The organism is Vibrio gelatinilyticus, assembly GCF_022836845.1.
In the GTDB taxonomy this organism is placed as follows: Bacteria; Pseudomonadota; Gammaproteobacteria; order Enterobacterales; family Vibrionaceae; genus Vibrio; species Vibrio gelatinilyticus.
Genome location: NZ_JAJNNZ010000005.1, coordinates 127,621 through 143,235 on the forward strand (window position 1 = coordinate 127,621; position 15,615 = coordinate 143,235).

A 15,615-nucleotide genomic window follows, 5' to 3' on the forward strand; every position below is an offset into this window, starting at 1 on the left:
TTTGCTTTATACATACTTACATTTTAGATAAATCTATCGGGCATTTTTGTCAAAAGATCACGAACCGCAAGGAACCTATCCGCAATCTCAAAATTAGCATTGAAACTTGATATTGTAAGAGTAAAGTAGCGCAAAAGACTCAAGGTGGTGTATACCGTGTTATCCAAAAAACTCATTTCATTGCTGTTGTTTAGTGCGAGCACTCATGCTCAACCTTTGAATATTTTGCTCTACCATCATGTTGCTGAGCAAACACCGCATTCAACCTCAACAAGATTGGTTCACTTTCAAAACCAGCTCGATCACTTCATCGAACAAGGCTATCAGATTGTTGACTTGGAACACGCAACTCGCCAAATACAACAAGGAAACGTTCTTACGCGAAAAAGCCTCGCACTTACATTCGATGATGGCTTTTCATCCGTATGCGACATTGCTTACCCTGAATTAAAAAAACGTGGATTACCGTTTACCGTTTTTGTCACGACCGATCCTATCGACAAAGGTTACCCTGGCTATTGCAGTTGGTCCCAACTTAAAGAGATGTCAGAGAACGGCGCCACAATTGCTAACCACACCACCGACCATGCTCACCTGGTAAGCGAAGCGTTCACCAATACGGAATGGTTTGACGACGCAAAAACCAATATTATCCAGGCTCAAAACACCATCGAAAGGCGCATAGGAAAAGCCCCGATGTTGTTTGCTTATCCATATGGAGAATACAATAAGGCATTAAAACAATGGCTTAATGAACAAGGGTATGTTTCGTTTGGTCAGCAGTCTGGGTCTGTTGGCTCAACCAGTGATTTTCAGGCGCTGCCGCGTTTTAATGCTGCCGGGCACTATGCCAGCCTCACCTCTCTGCGTAACAAGATAACCGCTTCACCATTGCTGTTTGATTACTCTGAGCTGCCAGATCCACTCACAACAAATAACCGACCAAGTGTCACCGTGACCTTACAGCCATCAAACGAAGCCTACTACCCCCATTTACAGTGCTTCTTTAATGGCAAGCCAATAGAGGTAGAATGGCTGTCGACGACAAAATTTAGCGCGATGCCACCAACACCGCAATCAAATGGCCGTCATCGACTTAATTGCACCGCGCCACACCGAAATGGCTCACCTTATTATTGGATGTCTCAACAGTGGTTAATCATTCCCTCCAATTAATTGGAAACAAGCATGATAATGGATAGTGATTGGTACAAACGCACTCTCAGTTAGGATCCAACATGATGCCTAGACAGCGCTGGCTTCATCTTTCAAGAGCGGATAACTTTGAATTTGGTTGCGCCCATGTGCTTTAGCACGATAAAGGGCTTGATCGGCATGTTCGATTAAAGATTCAAAGTAATCATGACTATCCATGGCTGCAACACCACCACTTACCGTAAAACTGACCGTAGCTTGATTAACAAGCAGCGGTTGCTTGACTAGGAGTAATCGTATCCGCTCAGCGATTTCGAACGCAGCTTGGCAGGACGTATCAGGAAGCAAAATAGCAAACTCTTCCCCGCCGATTCTTCCCAGAATGTCGGATTCTCTGATCCCCATACTGGTGATGTTGACAAAATGCCTCAGTGCACTGTCACCAATACGATGACCATGTGAATCGTTGATCTGCTTGAAGTGGTCAATATCAAACACAATGACTGACACAAACCTGTGTCTTTGCTGGTGACTGTGAAGTAGCTGCCTTCCTTCTTCAAAAAAGTGGCGGCGATTATAAATATTTGTGAGCGAGTCGTACGTTGCTTCCAAGTACAATTGGTGCTCGTATAGATTTCGATCTGCCATGTCCTTCTTAAGAACCAGCCTTGTGATAGCAATCGCCACAAAGAAAAATATCGTTGTTAACACGACAATACTAGGCAATACCTCTTGACTTGGCCGAGGGGCAGTCCAAGTCAACACTCCTAAATGCTGACCAGAAGGAGAACGCATTGGCTCACCAAAAGCCCCCCCTTTTAAACTGTCTCCAATTTTCAAATCAGGTATCTGGTAACGGCTAGAAATGTTGGCAAGGTAGGCGTCATCCCAACGTCGACCAAAGAGTAAATAGGTTCCTGCTCTAGCGCTTATTGAACTCTCATCAATAAAAGGTCCACCAACCACAAAATAAACACTATCCTTAATACGAACATAACCTGTGGTGGTTTGGGTTTGTGTATCAAGGCGGTCTGACTCGTCGATCAGAAAAGACAATTCGCTTTTAACGTCTTCATCGTAGACAACATCTTTAGCCTTATCACTTGTCTCAAGGTAAACCAAATTATCCGACTGCTTAATAGCAATAACAAAATCAAATTCATGGTTGGCAATGACATAGCCTTTAATATTGAAATCTGCCCATTCTTCGCTTTGAAAAAGCACAAGGTTTTCGTAGGAATCATCCCAGTACGAATACTCGCTGAGCAGCTGCTGTTTGTGATCACTTTCAATGCGATTAGCAAGCGAAACTCTTTGAGTAAGTTCAATCGCGGCTTGTTTATCTAAAGAGGTGAGAAAATAGTATAAGCAACCCTGCACTGCGATGGCTGTCAGTAGAAATAACAACGAAACCAAAGTAATGACCGATTTGGTTGAAACAAATGTTTTGGTTAATTGACTTTCCGTACGCGGCCTAAACATACACACTTTGCATAATTGTTAGTTGAGTAAATTATAATTTAGTACATGCTTATCAAATTATCTCCATTAACAATAAATATTGGTGATCCGTATCATTAATATATTGAAAATAGTGAGTTAGCTGACTACTTATTCTCCAACAAAAGCCCAAAAAACCGAATTCAGACGTTCAAGTTTACCAGCCACTGCAGGGTAATACTGTCAAATCAACCCATTGATACGATCAATCAATTTCTCGGTAATTGCCCTTTTAACATAGTGAGAAATTCCATTTTTGTGCCGTTTCGTCGAAATTCTGAAATTGCTTGATATTCAGGGTCGGCCCACCACCCTTTTGCCGCATCTTCACAAGGAAAGCTAAACAAAATCATCCGGCCTTCTCTTGGAGATTCACCTTCAAGGGTAGTAGCCTGATCATCATAGGTAATAAACGATCCTTTATGTTTCTTCAGCAAGCCAAAGAAATTCTTTTCGTAGTGACGATATTCTTGTGGATCGGTAATGCTTAGATTGACCACCATGTATACAGGTACCTGTGTCATATTCCCTTATCTCATCTGCTTCTCAACTAGAAATACACGTTACCGTTTACTGCAAATTTTTGTCTATTGCCCAAAGTTGGTATTGATTATTAATTCATCAGCTCAACCTGACTTCACTCTTTTCTAAAAAACGCATACAATGCGACGCCCACATTAACACACCGATTCTCGAGATATTCTTTTGAAACTAAGTAAACGGCTACAATACATTGATTCTATGGTGAAAAGCGATTACTCCCACATCTGGGACTGTTGCTGCGATCATGGATTCCTCGGCGCTCGTTTACTGGATCGTGAGGCCGCACCTCATGTCCATTTTGTCGACATAGTGCCCGAACTAATGGACAACCTGAGAACTCGATTAGGACATTTCTATCTTGAGTCAACATCAAGTTGGAGCACCCATTGCCTCGATGTCGCGCAGTTACCGTTGCAACAGTATCAAGGAAAGCACCTGGTCATCATCGCAGGAGTTGGCGGTGATCTTATGACGCAATTTGTCCGCGATATCCACAATCACCACCCCGAACTAGACATTGATTTTTTACTGTGTCCAGTTTACCAACAGTACGCATTACGCCAACAACTTATAGATTTCAACTTTAGTGTCATACAAGAAAAAGTTGTCGAGGACAATCAACGCTACTATGAAATCCTTTACATCTCGCGAACGTCATGTCAGGCAAATCCAGTAGGCCCGGTCGGTCGCCAGATGTGGCAAGAACACAATGAGGAGCAACAAAGAGTATTAATACGCTATCGCGACAAGGTACTTAATCACTATCAACGTATCCACTCTGGTGGCAAAGAGAACGTGCAACACATTATCGATGCCTACCTGGCCATTCAAATTCATATGGAAGAGCTTGCCTGAACCTATTCAAGGAAAACGATTCTTCTAAACAGGCAGGATACCAATCGGTGTTTTGTGCACCAATTGCTGGAGCTTACTTCTTAGCCATCGATGCGCTGGATTGCTCTGATTTCGCTTGTGCCACATGATATTGTAAGTCACAGGGTTTGTTTCAAATGGTATATCGAATACTTGCAAGCCAAACGCTCTGGCATGATTACACGTTAAACTCGTACTGGATATCCCAACACTATCGCTGTTTGCCACCAACCCCATTATCGTCATTGCCGAGTCGCAAACGCTGCTGATTTGACGATCTGGCATATGCATATCAGTAAAATAGTCAATGGTGGTTTGCTGCGCTCGGCGAAGGCGAAGAGTAATGTGTTTTTCTTGAAAATACTGTTCTGCAGTAATGCTCCCTTGTATCCGAGGATGATTTTCACTGCAGATTATCAACAACTCTTCGCGCGCCAAAGGTTCGACTTTGTAAGAAGGGCTATTTAATGTGCCAATATCGATCACCAAATCGGCTTTCTGTAAGCTCATCGCGTTGAGCATTTTCTCTTCATCACTGGGGGTGATCGTAAATTGAATGCGACAATTACCCATCTCCTCGTCGGTTTCAACTAATGGCTGCAATAACAACATCATTGTTTCACAAATATACACATTAAACGTGCGTGATTGCATCACATCAAACGCCGTCAGGTTAGCCAATGCATTGTTTACTTGTGTATATGCTGGCCGTAACTGATTGGCTAACTCTGTTGCGGCATAAGTCGGTGAGATTCCTCGCCCTTCCCTGACAAATAGCTCACACCCTAGTTGCTGCTGCAATCGTTTTAGCGCTCCGCTAATGCCTGGCTGAGTAAAGTTAAGACTCTCTGCTGCTAGAGTAATTGAACGAAGTCGATACACTTCCAGAAAAATAGTCAGTAAATTGAGGTCCAGTTTTCCTGTCACTATACATAGCCTCTAATTATGCTTTATTTCAATAATACTTCATTTTTGGGTATGTATCTAACGCCACTTCGATGACTTAGGGCTTGTTTTACTGCCAATATCGTCTCAAACAACAACGAAAAGGCCACCCCAAAATGGAGTGGCCTTACCGCGTATAACCCGGCTTAAAAGGCAAGTATCGTTACCTATTAGCCAATAGATTCAGTGGACTAGAATGTCCAAGAGACACCGAGATCAACCCCAACCCCTAAGTCAGCGCCATCTCTAAATTTTACTTCAGGCGTAGCAAATAAGTCCACGTCTAGGTTTTTAACCGGTTCCCAACGCAAACCCACTGGGGCATGAACATCAATGGCTTCACTATTCCAGTTGTAACCCACACCACCTTCAACAAACCAACTAAGATTGTTCTCTGGAGAAATTGGCTGCTGAATGATTGCCATACCACCATTTACATAATTATCTTTAACACCAAAAATTAAATTATCGAACTGGAAAGTAACGCCTCTTTTGGTATCAGCGCCAAGCTCAAAAGCATGGGCTGCTGAACCTAACATCGCCAATGACGCTGTTGTTGTTAGAAGTGCCGTTTTGCCAAAGATATTTTTCAATGTAGTAACCTCGTAAGTAAGGCATCCAATGCGATATAGTCCATAACAAATCAACATTTCACCATTAATCTCTGGCTCAAATGTCTCGATGGCGTGCATTATAGAGGGGTAAAAAAAATCGACTTACCATTTTGCGCCACAAAAGTTTACGATTAAGTTTGCCTTTTAAAAATAGGGCATTGCATGCTTGTATCCTCATAGGATAACGACCAAAAAAATGCCCAAGCAATTTTGCTTGGGCATTTTTATCATCGGCGACGGTAGCATAGGCACCGCTGCACATTATTTTTTAAGGCGTGTCGTTTTACTCGACTTATTTTTAATCGCACGCATCAGGCGTAAGCGGCGCTCTGCGTTGCCCTGATCGTCTGCATTATTGGTTCGACCTTGGCGATCTTTATAAGCTGGTTTACTTTGCATCTTAACAAGCAAAGCGTCACGATTGGCAGGTTCATACCCGGCCAGTTGCACACGTTTGATTCGCTGCTGTATCAGGTTTTCTATCTGAACCAAAGTCAGCTCTTCCTCTCGGCTAACAAAAGACACAGCGTGACCCTGCTGACCAGCACGCCCTGTACGGCCGATGCGGTGAACGTAATCTTCCGCTAAAAACGGCATGTCATAGTTCACCACATGTGGTAAGCCCTGGATATCCAAGCCTCGAGCAGCAACTTCGGTCGCGACCATTACGCGAGCTTTACCAGATTTAAACTCTTCAAGCGCACGACGACGAGCACTTTGAGCCTTATCACCATGGCACAATACCGCATTGATACCATCAAGCTTTAACTCTTTTACCACTTCATTAGCCGTTTCTTTGTAGTTTACAAACACCAGCACTTGTTGCCAGTTTTTACGGCCAATCAACTCCGATAGCAACTCGCGCTTGCGATCTTCATCGACAGGGTAAACGACATGGGCCACTGTTTCTGCGGTTGAGTTTTCAGCATTAACGATTACGCGCTTTGGCTTGCGTAAAAGATCTTGCGCCAACGCATTCATTTGCGGTGACGATGTTGCAGAAAACAGCATCGTTTGTGGGTGACCCACTACGCCCGACATGATGGTGCGAATCGCGCCAATAAAGCCCATATCCAGCATACGGTCGGCTTCATCGAATACTAAAAAGTCGAGATTGGCAAAGCTGACATTGCCCAATTCCATATGTTCAATCAAGCGACCCGGCGTTGCGACAAGAACATCAACTCCCTTTTCGAGTTTACGCTCTTGAGAGGACATTTTTGCACCACCAAAAACCGCGACAACATTGACATCAATATACTGGGTATAGCTTTCAATATTCTTAGAAATCTGGTCAACAAGCTCACGGGTAGGTGCCAAAATTAGTGCACGTACGTTTGCGCGAGAGCGTGGTTTTGGTTCATCGATGATCTGCTGAATAATAGGCAACGAAAATGCGGCCGTTTTACCTGTGCCTGTTTGGGCGTGCGCAAGGATATCTTGTCCACGACGAGCGTGAGGGATAGCTTGTTGCTGTACAGGTGTAAGCTTTTCATAACCGCACTCGGTAAGTGCGCGCACAATATCAGGTGAAAAACCTTGTGATAAAAATGACATTTTTTGTTCCTAAAAGCAGATGGCTGTCTTACTCAGCAAACGTCTATAAAAGCCGAAAACAGCGCCTGACCAAAAATACGGTCGCTGATTATAGAGGAATAATCAGTGCCTGTGGTGACTAATTTTGGATGGCCGAATAAAAATCATACAAAGCTAAGTGTAACACACTGTAAAGAGTAGCATTTACGACAGCATCAAGAGCGAATGGATACAGGTCAGGATGAGAATACAAAAGAGTAAGAGTTGAAAGGGTAATAGGTTGAGCCGTTATACTCCTGATCCTGCTCAACCCTGATAGTCACAAGCGATTTACCCTGCATGCTTAGGGTTCGTTCATCTGTCATGGCCAGATGTGGTTCGTAGCAAAAGCGTTTTAGGTACGAAGAGAGAGCTGCCATCCAGTCATTCTAAACCACTAGCATTCGACAACGTACAAAACGCTTTTAGCGTCTCTTTGGGCAGCCATCTTCTTCACGTGCTATATCTCAAACCTGCCCACCAACTGATCAAGCCTGTTAATGGCATTTTGCATTAGCGCTGTACGTCTGGCCAATTGCTTTGACTGATATTGCAAAACATCGGTTGAGCGTCCCGCTTGCTCTGCAGTTGACGCATTACTGTTACTCATATCAGCCAAATCCGTAATGGTCTCGAACAACGAATTAACACTACCCTGGAGTTGATCATTTTGATGGGATGAGTCAATGAGATTGGTGTTGTGTTCCACATTCTCTATCCCCATGCGCATCGTCGCAACCGCCTTTTCAGACTGACTACGAAGTTGCCCCATCAAGGTGCCTATATTATTAGCAGCGGTCGCCGTTCTATCAGCAAGCACTCTGACTTCATCTGCTACCACTGAGAACCCCCTACCATGCTCGCCGGCCCTCGCCGCTTCAATAGCGGCATTCAACGCCAATAAGTTGGTTTGTGCGGTGATATCTGTAATTAACGCAACGATATCGCCTATTTTTTCCATCTCGTTATTGACTTCATTAACGCTACTTGACGAGGATTGAACAATTGCTTTGATTGAGTTCGCACTGCTTTGTGCTTTCTCATATTCACTGTGTGCTTTCTCAACTGAGTTTTTCATTAATTCATGCATGTTGTGAGCACTGTCATTCGCAGTTTGAATTTCTTGTCCTTGCTCTGCCGATAGCTCGACCAATTGAGATATCGATTGAGAGGTTTGCTCACTCGAACTGGAAAGGCGCTGGCTGCAACGAAACATGGATTCAGACACCTTGTTCACCTCTCGGCTGGCGTATACCAACTCAGAGACCACGGTTTCCAGGTTATCAATAAAACTGTTTGTCCAACGTCCCAAATCCCCAGTTTCATCAGATTTAAATTTGGTTTCATCCAAACGCTGTTTTAAGTTGCCATCACCTTCAGCGAGAACCTTCATAACTCCTGTCATCTGTACAAGATTTCTAGCTAATGGCTTCGCGGTGATTTCCCGAAATAGGAATGTCATGAGTAACGCAAATAGAAGGGAAATACCTGCGCTGAGATTGGCTGATAGTGCAAAAAAGTGCTGCAATACCAGAGGTAAAGCCGTCACCATTACCGCCGAGAGTAAAAAACGGCTGGTCAGTCTTCGAACCAAAGAGCGGTGTCGGTGTACTTCTTCTAAGTCTGACTCGCACATCATCCCCCAGCGGTCAACCGAACCAGGCAACGTAAATGTTACCCCTTTGCCGATCACGGGAATATGACGATAATCTGAATACCCAGGATACTCAACGTACAGATTGCTGCCATTTTTAATGGTTTCACGAACCCCGGGGTGAAGCTGGTTCGTGGCGGGATCATTAAACATCACCTCAAATTCTGTATGATTTTGAATTTTTACGGTGCCCCAATCGGTCGATATGCCTTGTTTTAAGTTCTCACCATGAGAAAAGGTATTATCTTCAAATCGAGAACGCGATAACGCCACGCCTTGCGCAACCGAAGGGGAGAATTTTGACTCGACCATAAATAGATAGTTGTCACCAGATTCACTGTAAATATGACCGGCTTCTCGTTGAATAAGATCGCCAAGTACATCGTTAGGCACGCGCCCACAAAGCACTTTGCCATCGGCAAGCTGACCTTCAAGTGGTTGGAAAAACATTAACGTCACAGCATCATGAAACTTGGAGGTGGAAGGGCCAATTTGTAATGTCAATGGGTCAACATATGGCCCTTGCAAAAACGGCTTTGACCGACCAAGTTGCAGTGCTTTTTGTGAGCAATCATTCGCTCCGATATGGGCGGAATAGGTAGAATGAGTGATTTGATTTTGCTCATCGACAATAAAGAGTTCAGAAAAGTCTTTGCCTCTTTCTAGCAATAAGTTTAGTGCTTCTGGGTAATCTTCTTGAGGCTTTGAGGATAGGTAAAAAGCCGCATCAGCAAGAAAGCGCCATTGGTTATCAGCCCACGTTGTCAGCAACTTAACACGAGTCTGTGCGATGCTTTCAAATGTTTGTTCCAGCTCTAGTGTTCGCTTACGGTTTGCAAAACAGGCATATTTCATAGCAAATTTGCCTGTTTTGCCAAACCACGGTAGCCAACGTCTCTCTGCGTGAGTTAAGTTCATAATCAATTCCCTATGATTCTAGTTTATTGATTACACTGCAATTTATGTACCTAGCTGGAAAAACTGCGATTTGCGTCAAGAACACCCTAAGATTGGCAAAAACGGACATCAATCTGCAACGACAGACGGTGCAATTGCACCATTTTTATACATACCGGGCACCATATTAGTGTCGTGATATTAAAATGGTGCAAAGGAAAGTAATGAAATAATTAGGCTTTTTTTACAAACAATAATTAGGCTTTTTTTACAAACTTAGCGGTAACCATCATTTCACCAGCTCCATCAAGCTTGCAATCGAGCTGATGATCTTTTCCTTCAACAATGTGACGAATCACGGCTTTGGTACCAATTTTCAGTACCAGAGAACTGCCTTTAACTTTCAGATCTTTAGCCAGCGTCACTTTATCACCTTCTTTAAGTTGTGTGCCGTTTGCATCGTTCACGGTAAACACTTCTTCTAGTGCTTCGGCCGGGTTCCACTCGTGTGCACATTCTGGGCATATAAGTTGAGCCAGGTCTTGATAAACAAATTCAGAGTGACAATTTGGACAAGGAGGAAGAGACATAGGATCCTTTGATGGTGAGTAGGCTTTCTAGTAATGGTAATCGTTCTGTTTCTTCTATGCGAGTACCATCGGGTAAATTTGGTTTCTAGATGCGGTCGAACAGTTCTGTTGTCGTAAGCTCTTTAGCGACGAATACAAGAAGTACAACCACGGCACGCTGAACGTGTATGAGGGTCAAGGCGGCCATGCTGAATCTTACAATAGGCGTTACGAAGCGCACGCCTGGCAGCAAACCAATCTTCGGGCTTTTCCATGATTAAGTAGCCATTAAATCGTTTTGCCAAGGGCATACGAAACTCATCGACAAATCGACTGTCGAATTCAACATCGAAATAATCGAGTACTTCTTCCATTGTAGAGAAGCTCGCAATGGTCTTTTGAATGTCGGCTAAACTCATATCACACTCGTCACAGATTAGGTTGTATTTTACGAAACTCAGACCATAGAGTCACTGACATTCTCTTGTACTGAATGTCACCCTGTACTGCTGGTCGATCACACATATGTTTTTACAATCGCTTCTCATAGTCACAGACGCGCTCAAATCGCACTCAAAAAATGGTCATCACGACTGACGCCCCATCAAACAAAGAAAACCATAAAAATAAAAAGTAAAATGATATAAATCAGAAGGTTATATGCAATGCATAAAAAATACCAAACACCAAAACATTCACAGACCGAATAACCAGCTCTCTCATTGAACATCCAACAGTAAGCAAATCACCACTTTACGCCCACTAAACCTTTAACAAGTGCTGTACACGCGAACCAATCTTGCAACATTAATTAAAACACGCTTTTAGATGTAAATTGATATTTGCAATATTTCACTGCGCAATTTAGGTCGTCACGATTAACATGCTGGCCATAAAAGTGGGGCTTAGTGCTGTGTTATTTGAAGGCAACGCATCGACTAATAGCCTCATCGTCTGGCCATAGTCCAGGCGATACAAGCTAACTTTTTGTACTTCGGAGGCCTACATGACCAAATCCGCTTTATGCGCAGCGCTATCATTTTCTCTTTTAATCCTTTTTGGCTGCGATACAGACGCTCCCACTTCAACTTCTCAAAGTTCTGCGCCTATCGCCGTCAACGTTATGAGTGTCGATTTAAGCAAACAGTTACCTACCACTGAGTTTGTCGGCCGAACGCGCGCACCTGAGGATGTAAAAATCCGTCCTCTCGTCTCTGGACGTCTCATCAATAAAGCCGTTGCAGAAGGTGCTGACGTGCAAAAAGGGCAACTTCTCTATGAACTCGACCCGAAGCCGTTTCAGGTAAGAGTCAATGCGGCAAAAGCACAGCTTGCGCGAAGCACAGCCGAAAAAGCACAGGCCAAACGTACATTAACGCGAGCCAAAAAGTTACATACTGAAGGCTCATTAAGCCCACTAGAGTACGAAGAAATCCAACTGGAATTTACCACTTCAACAGCGGCTTTCGACATCGCTTTGTCTGAATTTGAGAAAGCCCAACTTGACCTCGATTGGACAAAAATCTATAGCCCAATCGAAGGGCGAGTCAGTAATTCGCACTACAGCATTGGTGACATTGTGACACCGAATGGCGACCCTCTTACCACTGTTGTCAAACTCGATACCACATGGGTTAATATTTCGGTCAACGAAACCACCGAATTGGCAGAATTTCAAGAGGCCATGTTGCTCAATCAAGCTCATGCTCGAGACTTCGAGGTACACTTAAAGTTATCCAATGGTGCCGAATACCCCTACTTGGGCCAAGTTGGATTTGTCGATAATCGTGTCGATGTCGAAACGGGGACCATCCCGGTACGCTTAAATTTCCCTAACCCAGAACGCCTACTTTTACCCGGACAATACGTTACTGTAGAAGTGGTGGATGACTCTCTAAAACCGCTGTCTGTACCTAGCAAGGCGGTGCAATTCGATCAGGGTGGTCACTTTGTTTATAGCGTCAGCAAAAGCCAACGCATTGAAAAAAATTATATCCAATGGTATCAGCAGCTCGATGGGGTGTTTCTGGTTGAATCGGGGGTAAGTCTAGGCGATTTTATCGTGGTTGATGGACTGCAAAAAGTCAGACCCGGCGTCACAGTCGCAGCCACTGTACTAAGCAAAGGGGAATAGTCGTGGTCGAGTATTTCATTAGGCGTCCAAAGTTCGCCATCGTACTTAGTATCATCATGACCATTATCGGTCTGGTGGCTTTACTAAATGCACCAGTCGAACAATATCCTAACGTTGCACCACCTGAAATAGAAGTCACTACCGAGTTTACCGGTGCCAATGCCGAGGTGCTTCGCGACACCGTAGCAACGGAAATTGAAAAAGAAGTGAACGGTGTCGAAGGCATGATTTACATGCGCTCAAAATCATCGAGCGACGGCAACTATATTCTGACGGTTGCCTTTGAAGTTGGCTACGATGCAGACAAAGCTCAGATCTTAGTTCAAAACCGGGTTAACCGAGCAATGGCGAAACTACCCGACGAAGTCAAAAGCTCGGGCGTTAAAGTAGAAAAAACCGCATCAAACATCATGATGGCGGTCATGGTACATTCTCCTGCTCAAAGCAAAGATGGCTTGTTCCTTAACAATTACGCCAACATGAACATCAAAGACGAACTGGCGCGCGTCACCGGTGTGTCTAAGGTTCGCAACATCGGTGATATGGAATACGCGATGCGTATCTGGTTAGATCCGTTAAAAATGGCCAGTTTGGGTATAGTACCAGAAGACGTTGCGGCGGCGATTGGTGAACAGAACGTCATTCGCCCTGCTGGTAGCGTGGGTGCCGCCCCCTACGCGACTCAAAAATCACCCTTTCAAATGGTGGTTCGTACCGAAGGACGCTTGCGTAGTACAGGTGACTTTGAAGAGATTGTCATCAAGGCGGACAAGCAAGGTAAATTGGTTCGCATCTCCGATGTTGGTCGAGTAGAGCTTGGTTCTCAGCAATACATCGTTAAAGCAATGTACGATCAATCCGACGCTGCATTGCTTGCTATCTATCAGGCGCCTGGAGCCAACGCGCTAGACATTTCACAAGGCATTTATGCCAAAATGGAAGAGCTCAAAGCACGCTTCCCACAAGGGGTTGATTACCAGATCCCATACAACCAAACCGAGTTTGTTAAAGTCTCTATCGCCGAAGTAATTGAAACCCTCGTGATTGCGATTGTTCTTGTTACTGCGGTCACCTACCTGTTTTTACAAGACTGGCGCACGACCATTATTCCGGTTATTGCTATCCCCGTGTCTGTCATCTCTACATTTGCTGTGATGCAAGCGATGGGGATGTCGATGAACATGCTCACCTTGCTTGGTCTTGTGCTTTCCATTGGCGCGGTTGTCGATGCTGCGATCATCGTCGTTGAAAACGTTGAACGCTTGATGGAAGAGAAAAATCTGAGTGCCATGGACGCCACTGTGCAGGCCATGAGAGAAGTCACCGGACCGATCCTTGCCTCTGCAGTCGTGCTATTTGCCGTGTTTGGACCAGTGACTATGATGCCAGGTCTAACTGGCCAATTGTATCAGCAGTTTGGTATCACTTTGTCGGTGTCAATCGCCATATCAACCATAAACGCGTTAACCTTAACACCAGCGCTTGCCGCTATTTTGATGCGCCCCGGAGGCCCAAGGCCTGGAAAGTTTCTACAGCAATTCAATCGTGTTCTTGAACGCGCGACCGATGGCTTAGGGTTATCCGTAACGTTGATGATTAAGCGCCTGACACTCAGTGTGATTGGCTTTGGTGTCATGATTATCGCCATCATTATGATGGGCTATCAAATGCCTGGTGGATTTCTTCCTGACGAAGACTCTGGCAGCTTCTTTATCAATGTTGAACTGCCTCAAGCAGCATCGCTTGCTCGTACCGAGCAAATTACCCGTCATGCCATTGATATGGTACTTCAAGAACAAGGCGTCTCTAGTGTTGTTTCGGCTCCGGGTTTCAGCCTTCTCGGTAATGCCGCCGCTTCTAACTCAGCGATGATGATCGTTAACCTTGAACATTGGTCACAACGCAAAGAAGCAGCGTTACACATGAAAGCCATCATGGGACGTGTTCAAGACAAATTGTCCACCATAAAAGAAGCCGACATTATTAGCTTCTTCTCACCGCCTATTCCTGCACTTGGTATGAACTCCGGCTTTGAAATGCGCCTAGAAGATACCTTAGGGCGCTCACCAAAAGAGCTGGCTCAGGTTGGCGACACTCTAATGGCAGAAGCCATGAAACACCCGGCGATTGACTTTGCCTACACCATGTTCAGAGCCAATACGCCACAGGTAGAGGTGAAGCTGAAACGAGATAAAATCAAATCAACCAACGTAAGTCTTGAGGCGGTCTACATGACTCTTCAAACCTACTTAGGTGGTTTATACGTCAATGACTTCACCGAATTTGGTCGTAATTACAAAGTGTTCTTACAATCTGAAGCACAAAACCGCTCTGATGCTAGCGATATCTCAAGTTTCTACGTACGTTCGCTTGACGGAAAAATGGTGCCACTGAATTCACTGATTGAAGTGAAAGACGTGCTAGGAGCAGAAGCGATTGAACGCTTCAACTTGTATAGCTCATTAATGATAAATGGTGTCACGGCCCCCGGATATAGTTCGGGACAGGCGGTTGCAGCGATGGAGCAAATCGCCGATAACACTTTACCTTCGGGCTACAAATACAATTGGTCAGGTTTGACTTATCAAGAGCAAAAAGCAGGTAATGCTGCACCAATTATGTTTGGTATGGCGATGCTGTTTACTTTCCTGTTTTTAGTCGCTCAATACGAATCATGGATCACGCCACTGGCGATCATTTTATGTGTACCCACTGCCGTATTTGGCGCGCTATTTCACACCTGGCTTATGGGTGGTGACATCAACATTTACACCCAAGTGGGCTTAGTCTTAATGGTGGGAATGGCGAGCCGTAACGCCGTATTGATCGTTGAGTTTGCTAAAGAGTTACGTGAAACAAAAGGCCTAAGCGTCATCGATTCGGCAGTATCGGCTACCAAGCTCCGTTTCAGAGCCGTACTAATGACCGCGTTTTCGTTTATTCTTGGGGTGGTACCGCTAGTGATCGCGACAGGGGCTGGTGATGGCGCACGACGTGCGGTTGGCTACAGTACATTTGGTGGCATGCTTGCCGCAACAGTATTGGGTTGCCTTGCTGTACCTGTAGTCTGGGTAATGCTTCAGCGTATGCGCGAACGATTTGGTGCCAACTCTGCCAATAAGGCACCCAATCTCCAATAACTAGAATCGAGAAGCC

12 protein-coding genes are annotated in these 15,615 nt (G+C 44.6%); 4 read left to right on the forward strand and 8 right to left on the reverse strand.

Features of this window, described 5'->3' with window-relative positions; all coding sequences use genetic code 11:
• The first annotated feature begins 156 nt into the window (after positions 1-156).
• Positions 157-1,176, forward strand: coding sequence for a polysaccharide deacetylase family protein (locus LNL84_RS08370; RefSeq protein ID WP_244356771.1), 1,020 nt, complete (start codon positions 157-159; stop codon positions 1,174-1,176).
• 69 nt (positions 1,177-1,245) lie between these two features.
• Here LNL84_RS08370 and LNL84_RS08375 read toward each other — a convergent pair whose 3' ends face one another.
• Both LNL84_RS08375 and LNL84_RS08380 read right to left on the reverse strand, forming a co-directional pair.
• Complete coding sequence (locus LNL84_RS08375; RefSeq protein WP_244356772.1) at positions 1,246-2,637, reverse strand: sensor domain-containing diguanylate cyclase; 1,392 nt, start codon at positions 2,635-2,637, stop codon at positions 1,246-1,248.
• A 227-nt stretch (positions 2,638-2,864) separates the two neighbouring features.
• Positions 2,865-3,179 carry a DUF1330 domain-containing protein gene (locus LNL84_RS08380; RefSeq protein WP_244356773.1) on the reverse strand — a complete coding sequence of 105 codons (315 nt, stop codon included), beginning with the start codon at positions 3,177-3,179 and terminating at the stop codon, positions 2,865-2,867.
• Between the two features lie 181 nt (positions 3,180-3,360).
• Here LNL84_RS08380 and LNL84_RS08385 point away from each other — a divergent pair, with 181 nt between their 5' ends.
• Positions 3,361-4,053, forward strand: a complete 693-nt coding sequence (locus LNL84_RS08385) for a tRNA (adenine(22)-N(1))-methyltransferase (protein WP_244356774.1) — start codon at positions 3,361-3,363, stop codon at positions 4,051-4,053.
• Positions 4,054-4,077: 24 nt separating this feature from the next.
• Here the strand turns inward: LNL84_RS08385 and LNL84_RS08390 are convergent, their stop codons facing one another.
• The 6 genes from LNL84_RS08390 to LNL84_RS08415 form a co-directional block, all read right to left on the reverse strand.
• Positions 4,078-4,998: a LysR family transcriptional regulator gene (locus tag LNL84_RS08390; protein ID WP_244356775.1), complete on the reverse strand. Its 921-nt coding sequence runs from the start codon at positions 4,996-4,998 to the stop codon at positions 4,078-4,080.
• A 209-nt stretch (positions 4,999-5,207) separates the two neighbouring features.
• Entirely contained in the window at positions 5,208-5,609 is a 402-nt protein-coding gene (locus LNL84_RS08395; protein WP_244356776.1) for a hypothetical protein, read from the reverse strand.
• A 282-nt stretch (positions 5,610-5,891) separates the two neighbouring features.
• A complete protein-coding gene (locus LNL84_RS08400) occupies positions 5,892-7,187 on the reverse strand; it encodes a DEAD/DEAH box helicase (RefSeq protein ID WP_244356777.1) in 1,296 nt (431 codons plus the stop codon).
• A 478-nt stretch (positions 7,188-7,665) separates the two neighbouring features.
• Entirely contained in the window at positions 7,666-9,777 is a 2,112-nt protein-coding gene (locus LNL84_RS08405) for a methyl-accepting chemotaxis protein (RefSeq protein WP_244356778.1), read from the reverse strand.
• 236 nt (positions 9,778-10,013) lie between these two features.
• Complete coding sequence (locus LNL84_RS08410) at positions 10,014-10,346, reverse strand: zinc ribbon domain-containing protein YjdM (RefSeq protein ID WP_244356779.1); 333 nt, start codon at positions 10,344-10,346, stop codon at positions 10,014-10,016.
• A 122-nt stretch (positions 10,347-10,468) separates the two neighbouring features.
• Positions 10,469-10,744, reverse strand: a complete 276-nt coding sequence (locus LNL84_RS08415) for a nitrogenase-stabilizing/protective protein NifW (protein WP_244356780.1) — start codon at positions 10,742-10,744, stop codon at positions 10,469-10,471.
• 587 nt (positions 10,745-11,331) lie between these two features.
• Here LNL84_RS08415 and LNL84_RS08420 point away from each other — a divergent pair.
• Both LNL84_RS08420 and LNL84_RS08425 read left to right on the forward strand, forming a co-directional pair.
• Positions 11,332-12,459: an efflux RND transporter periplasmic adaptor subunit gene (locus tag LNL84_RS08420; protein ID WP_244356781.1), complete on the forward strand. Its 1,128-nt coding sequence runs from the start codon at positions 11,332-11,334 to the stop codon at positions 12,457-12,459.
• A gap of 2 nt (positions 12,460-12,461) precedes the next feature.
• Positions 12,462-15,599, forward strand: coding sequence for an efflux RND transporter permease subunit (locus LNL84_RS08425; protein WP_244356782.1), 3,138 nt, complete (start codon positions 12,462-12,464; stop codon positions 15,597-15,599).
• Positions 15,600-15,615: the final 16 nt, after the last annotated feature.

Coding starts and splice junctions, on each gene's coding strand:
- LNL84_RS08375 (WP_244356772.1), bottom strand. CDS start 2,637: ATGTTTAGGCCGCGTACGGAAAGTCAATTAACCAAAACATTTGTTTCA.
- LNL84_RS08380 (WP_244356773.1), bottom strand. CDS start 3,179: ATGACACAGGTACCTGTATACATGGTGGTCAATCTAAGCATTACCGAT.
- LNL84_RS08400 (WP_244356777.1), bottom strand. CDS start 7,187: ATGTCATTTTTATCACAAGGTTTTTCACCTGATATTGTGCGCGCACTT.
- LNL84_RS08405 (WP_244356778.1), bottom strand. CDS start 9,777: ATGAACTTAACTCACGCAGAGAGACGTTGGCTACCGTGGTTTGGCAAA.
- LNL84_RS08410 (WP_244356779.1), bottom strand. CDS start 10,346: ATGTCTCTTCCTCCTTGTCCAAATTGTCACTCTGAATTTGTTTATCAA.
- LNL84_RS08415 (WP_244356780.1), bottom strand. CDS start 10,744: ATGAGTTTAGCCGACATTCAAAAGACCATTGCGAGCTTCTCTACAATG.
- LNL84_RS08420 (WP_244356781.1), top strand. CDS start 11,332: ATGACCAAATCCGCTTTATGCGCAGCGCTATCATTTTCTCTTTTAATC.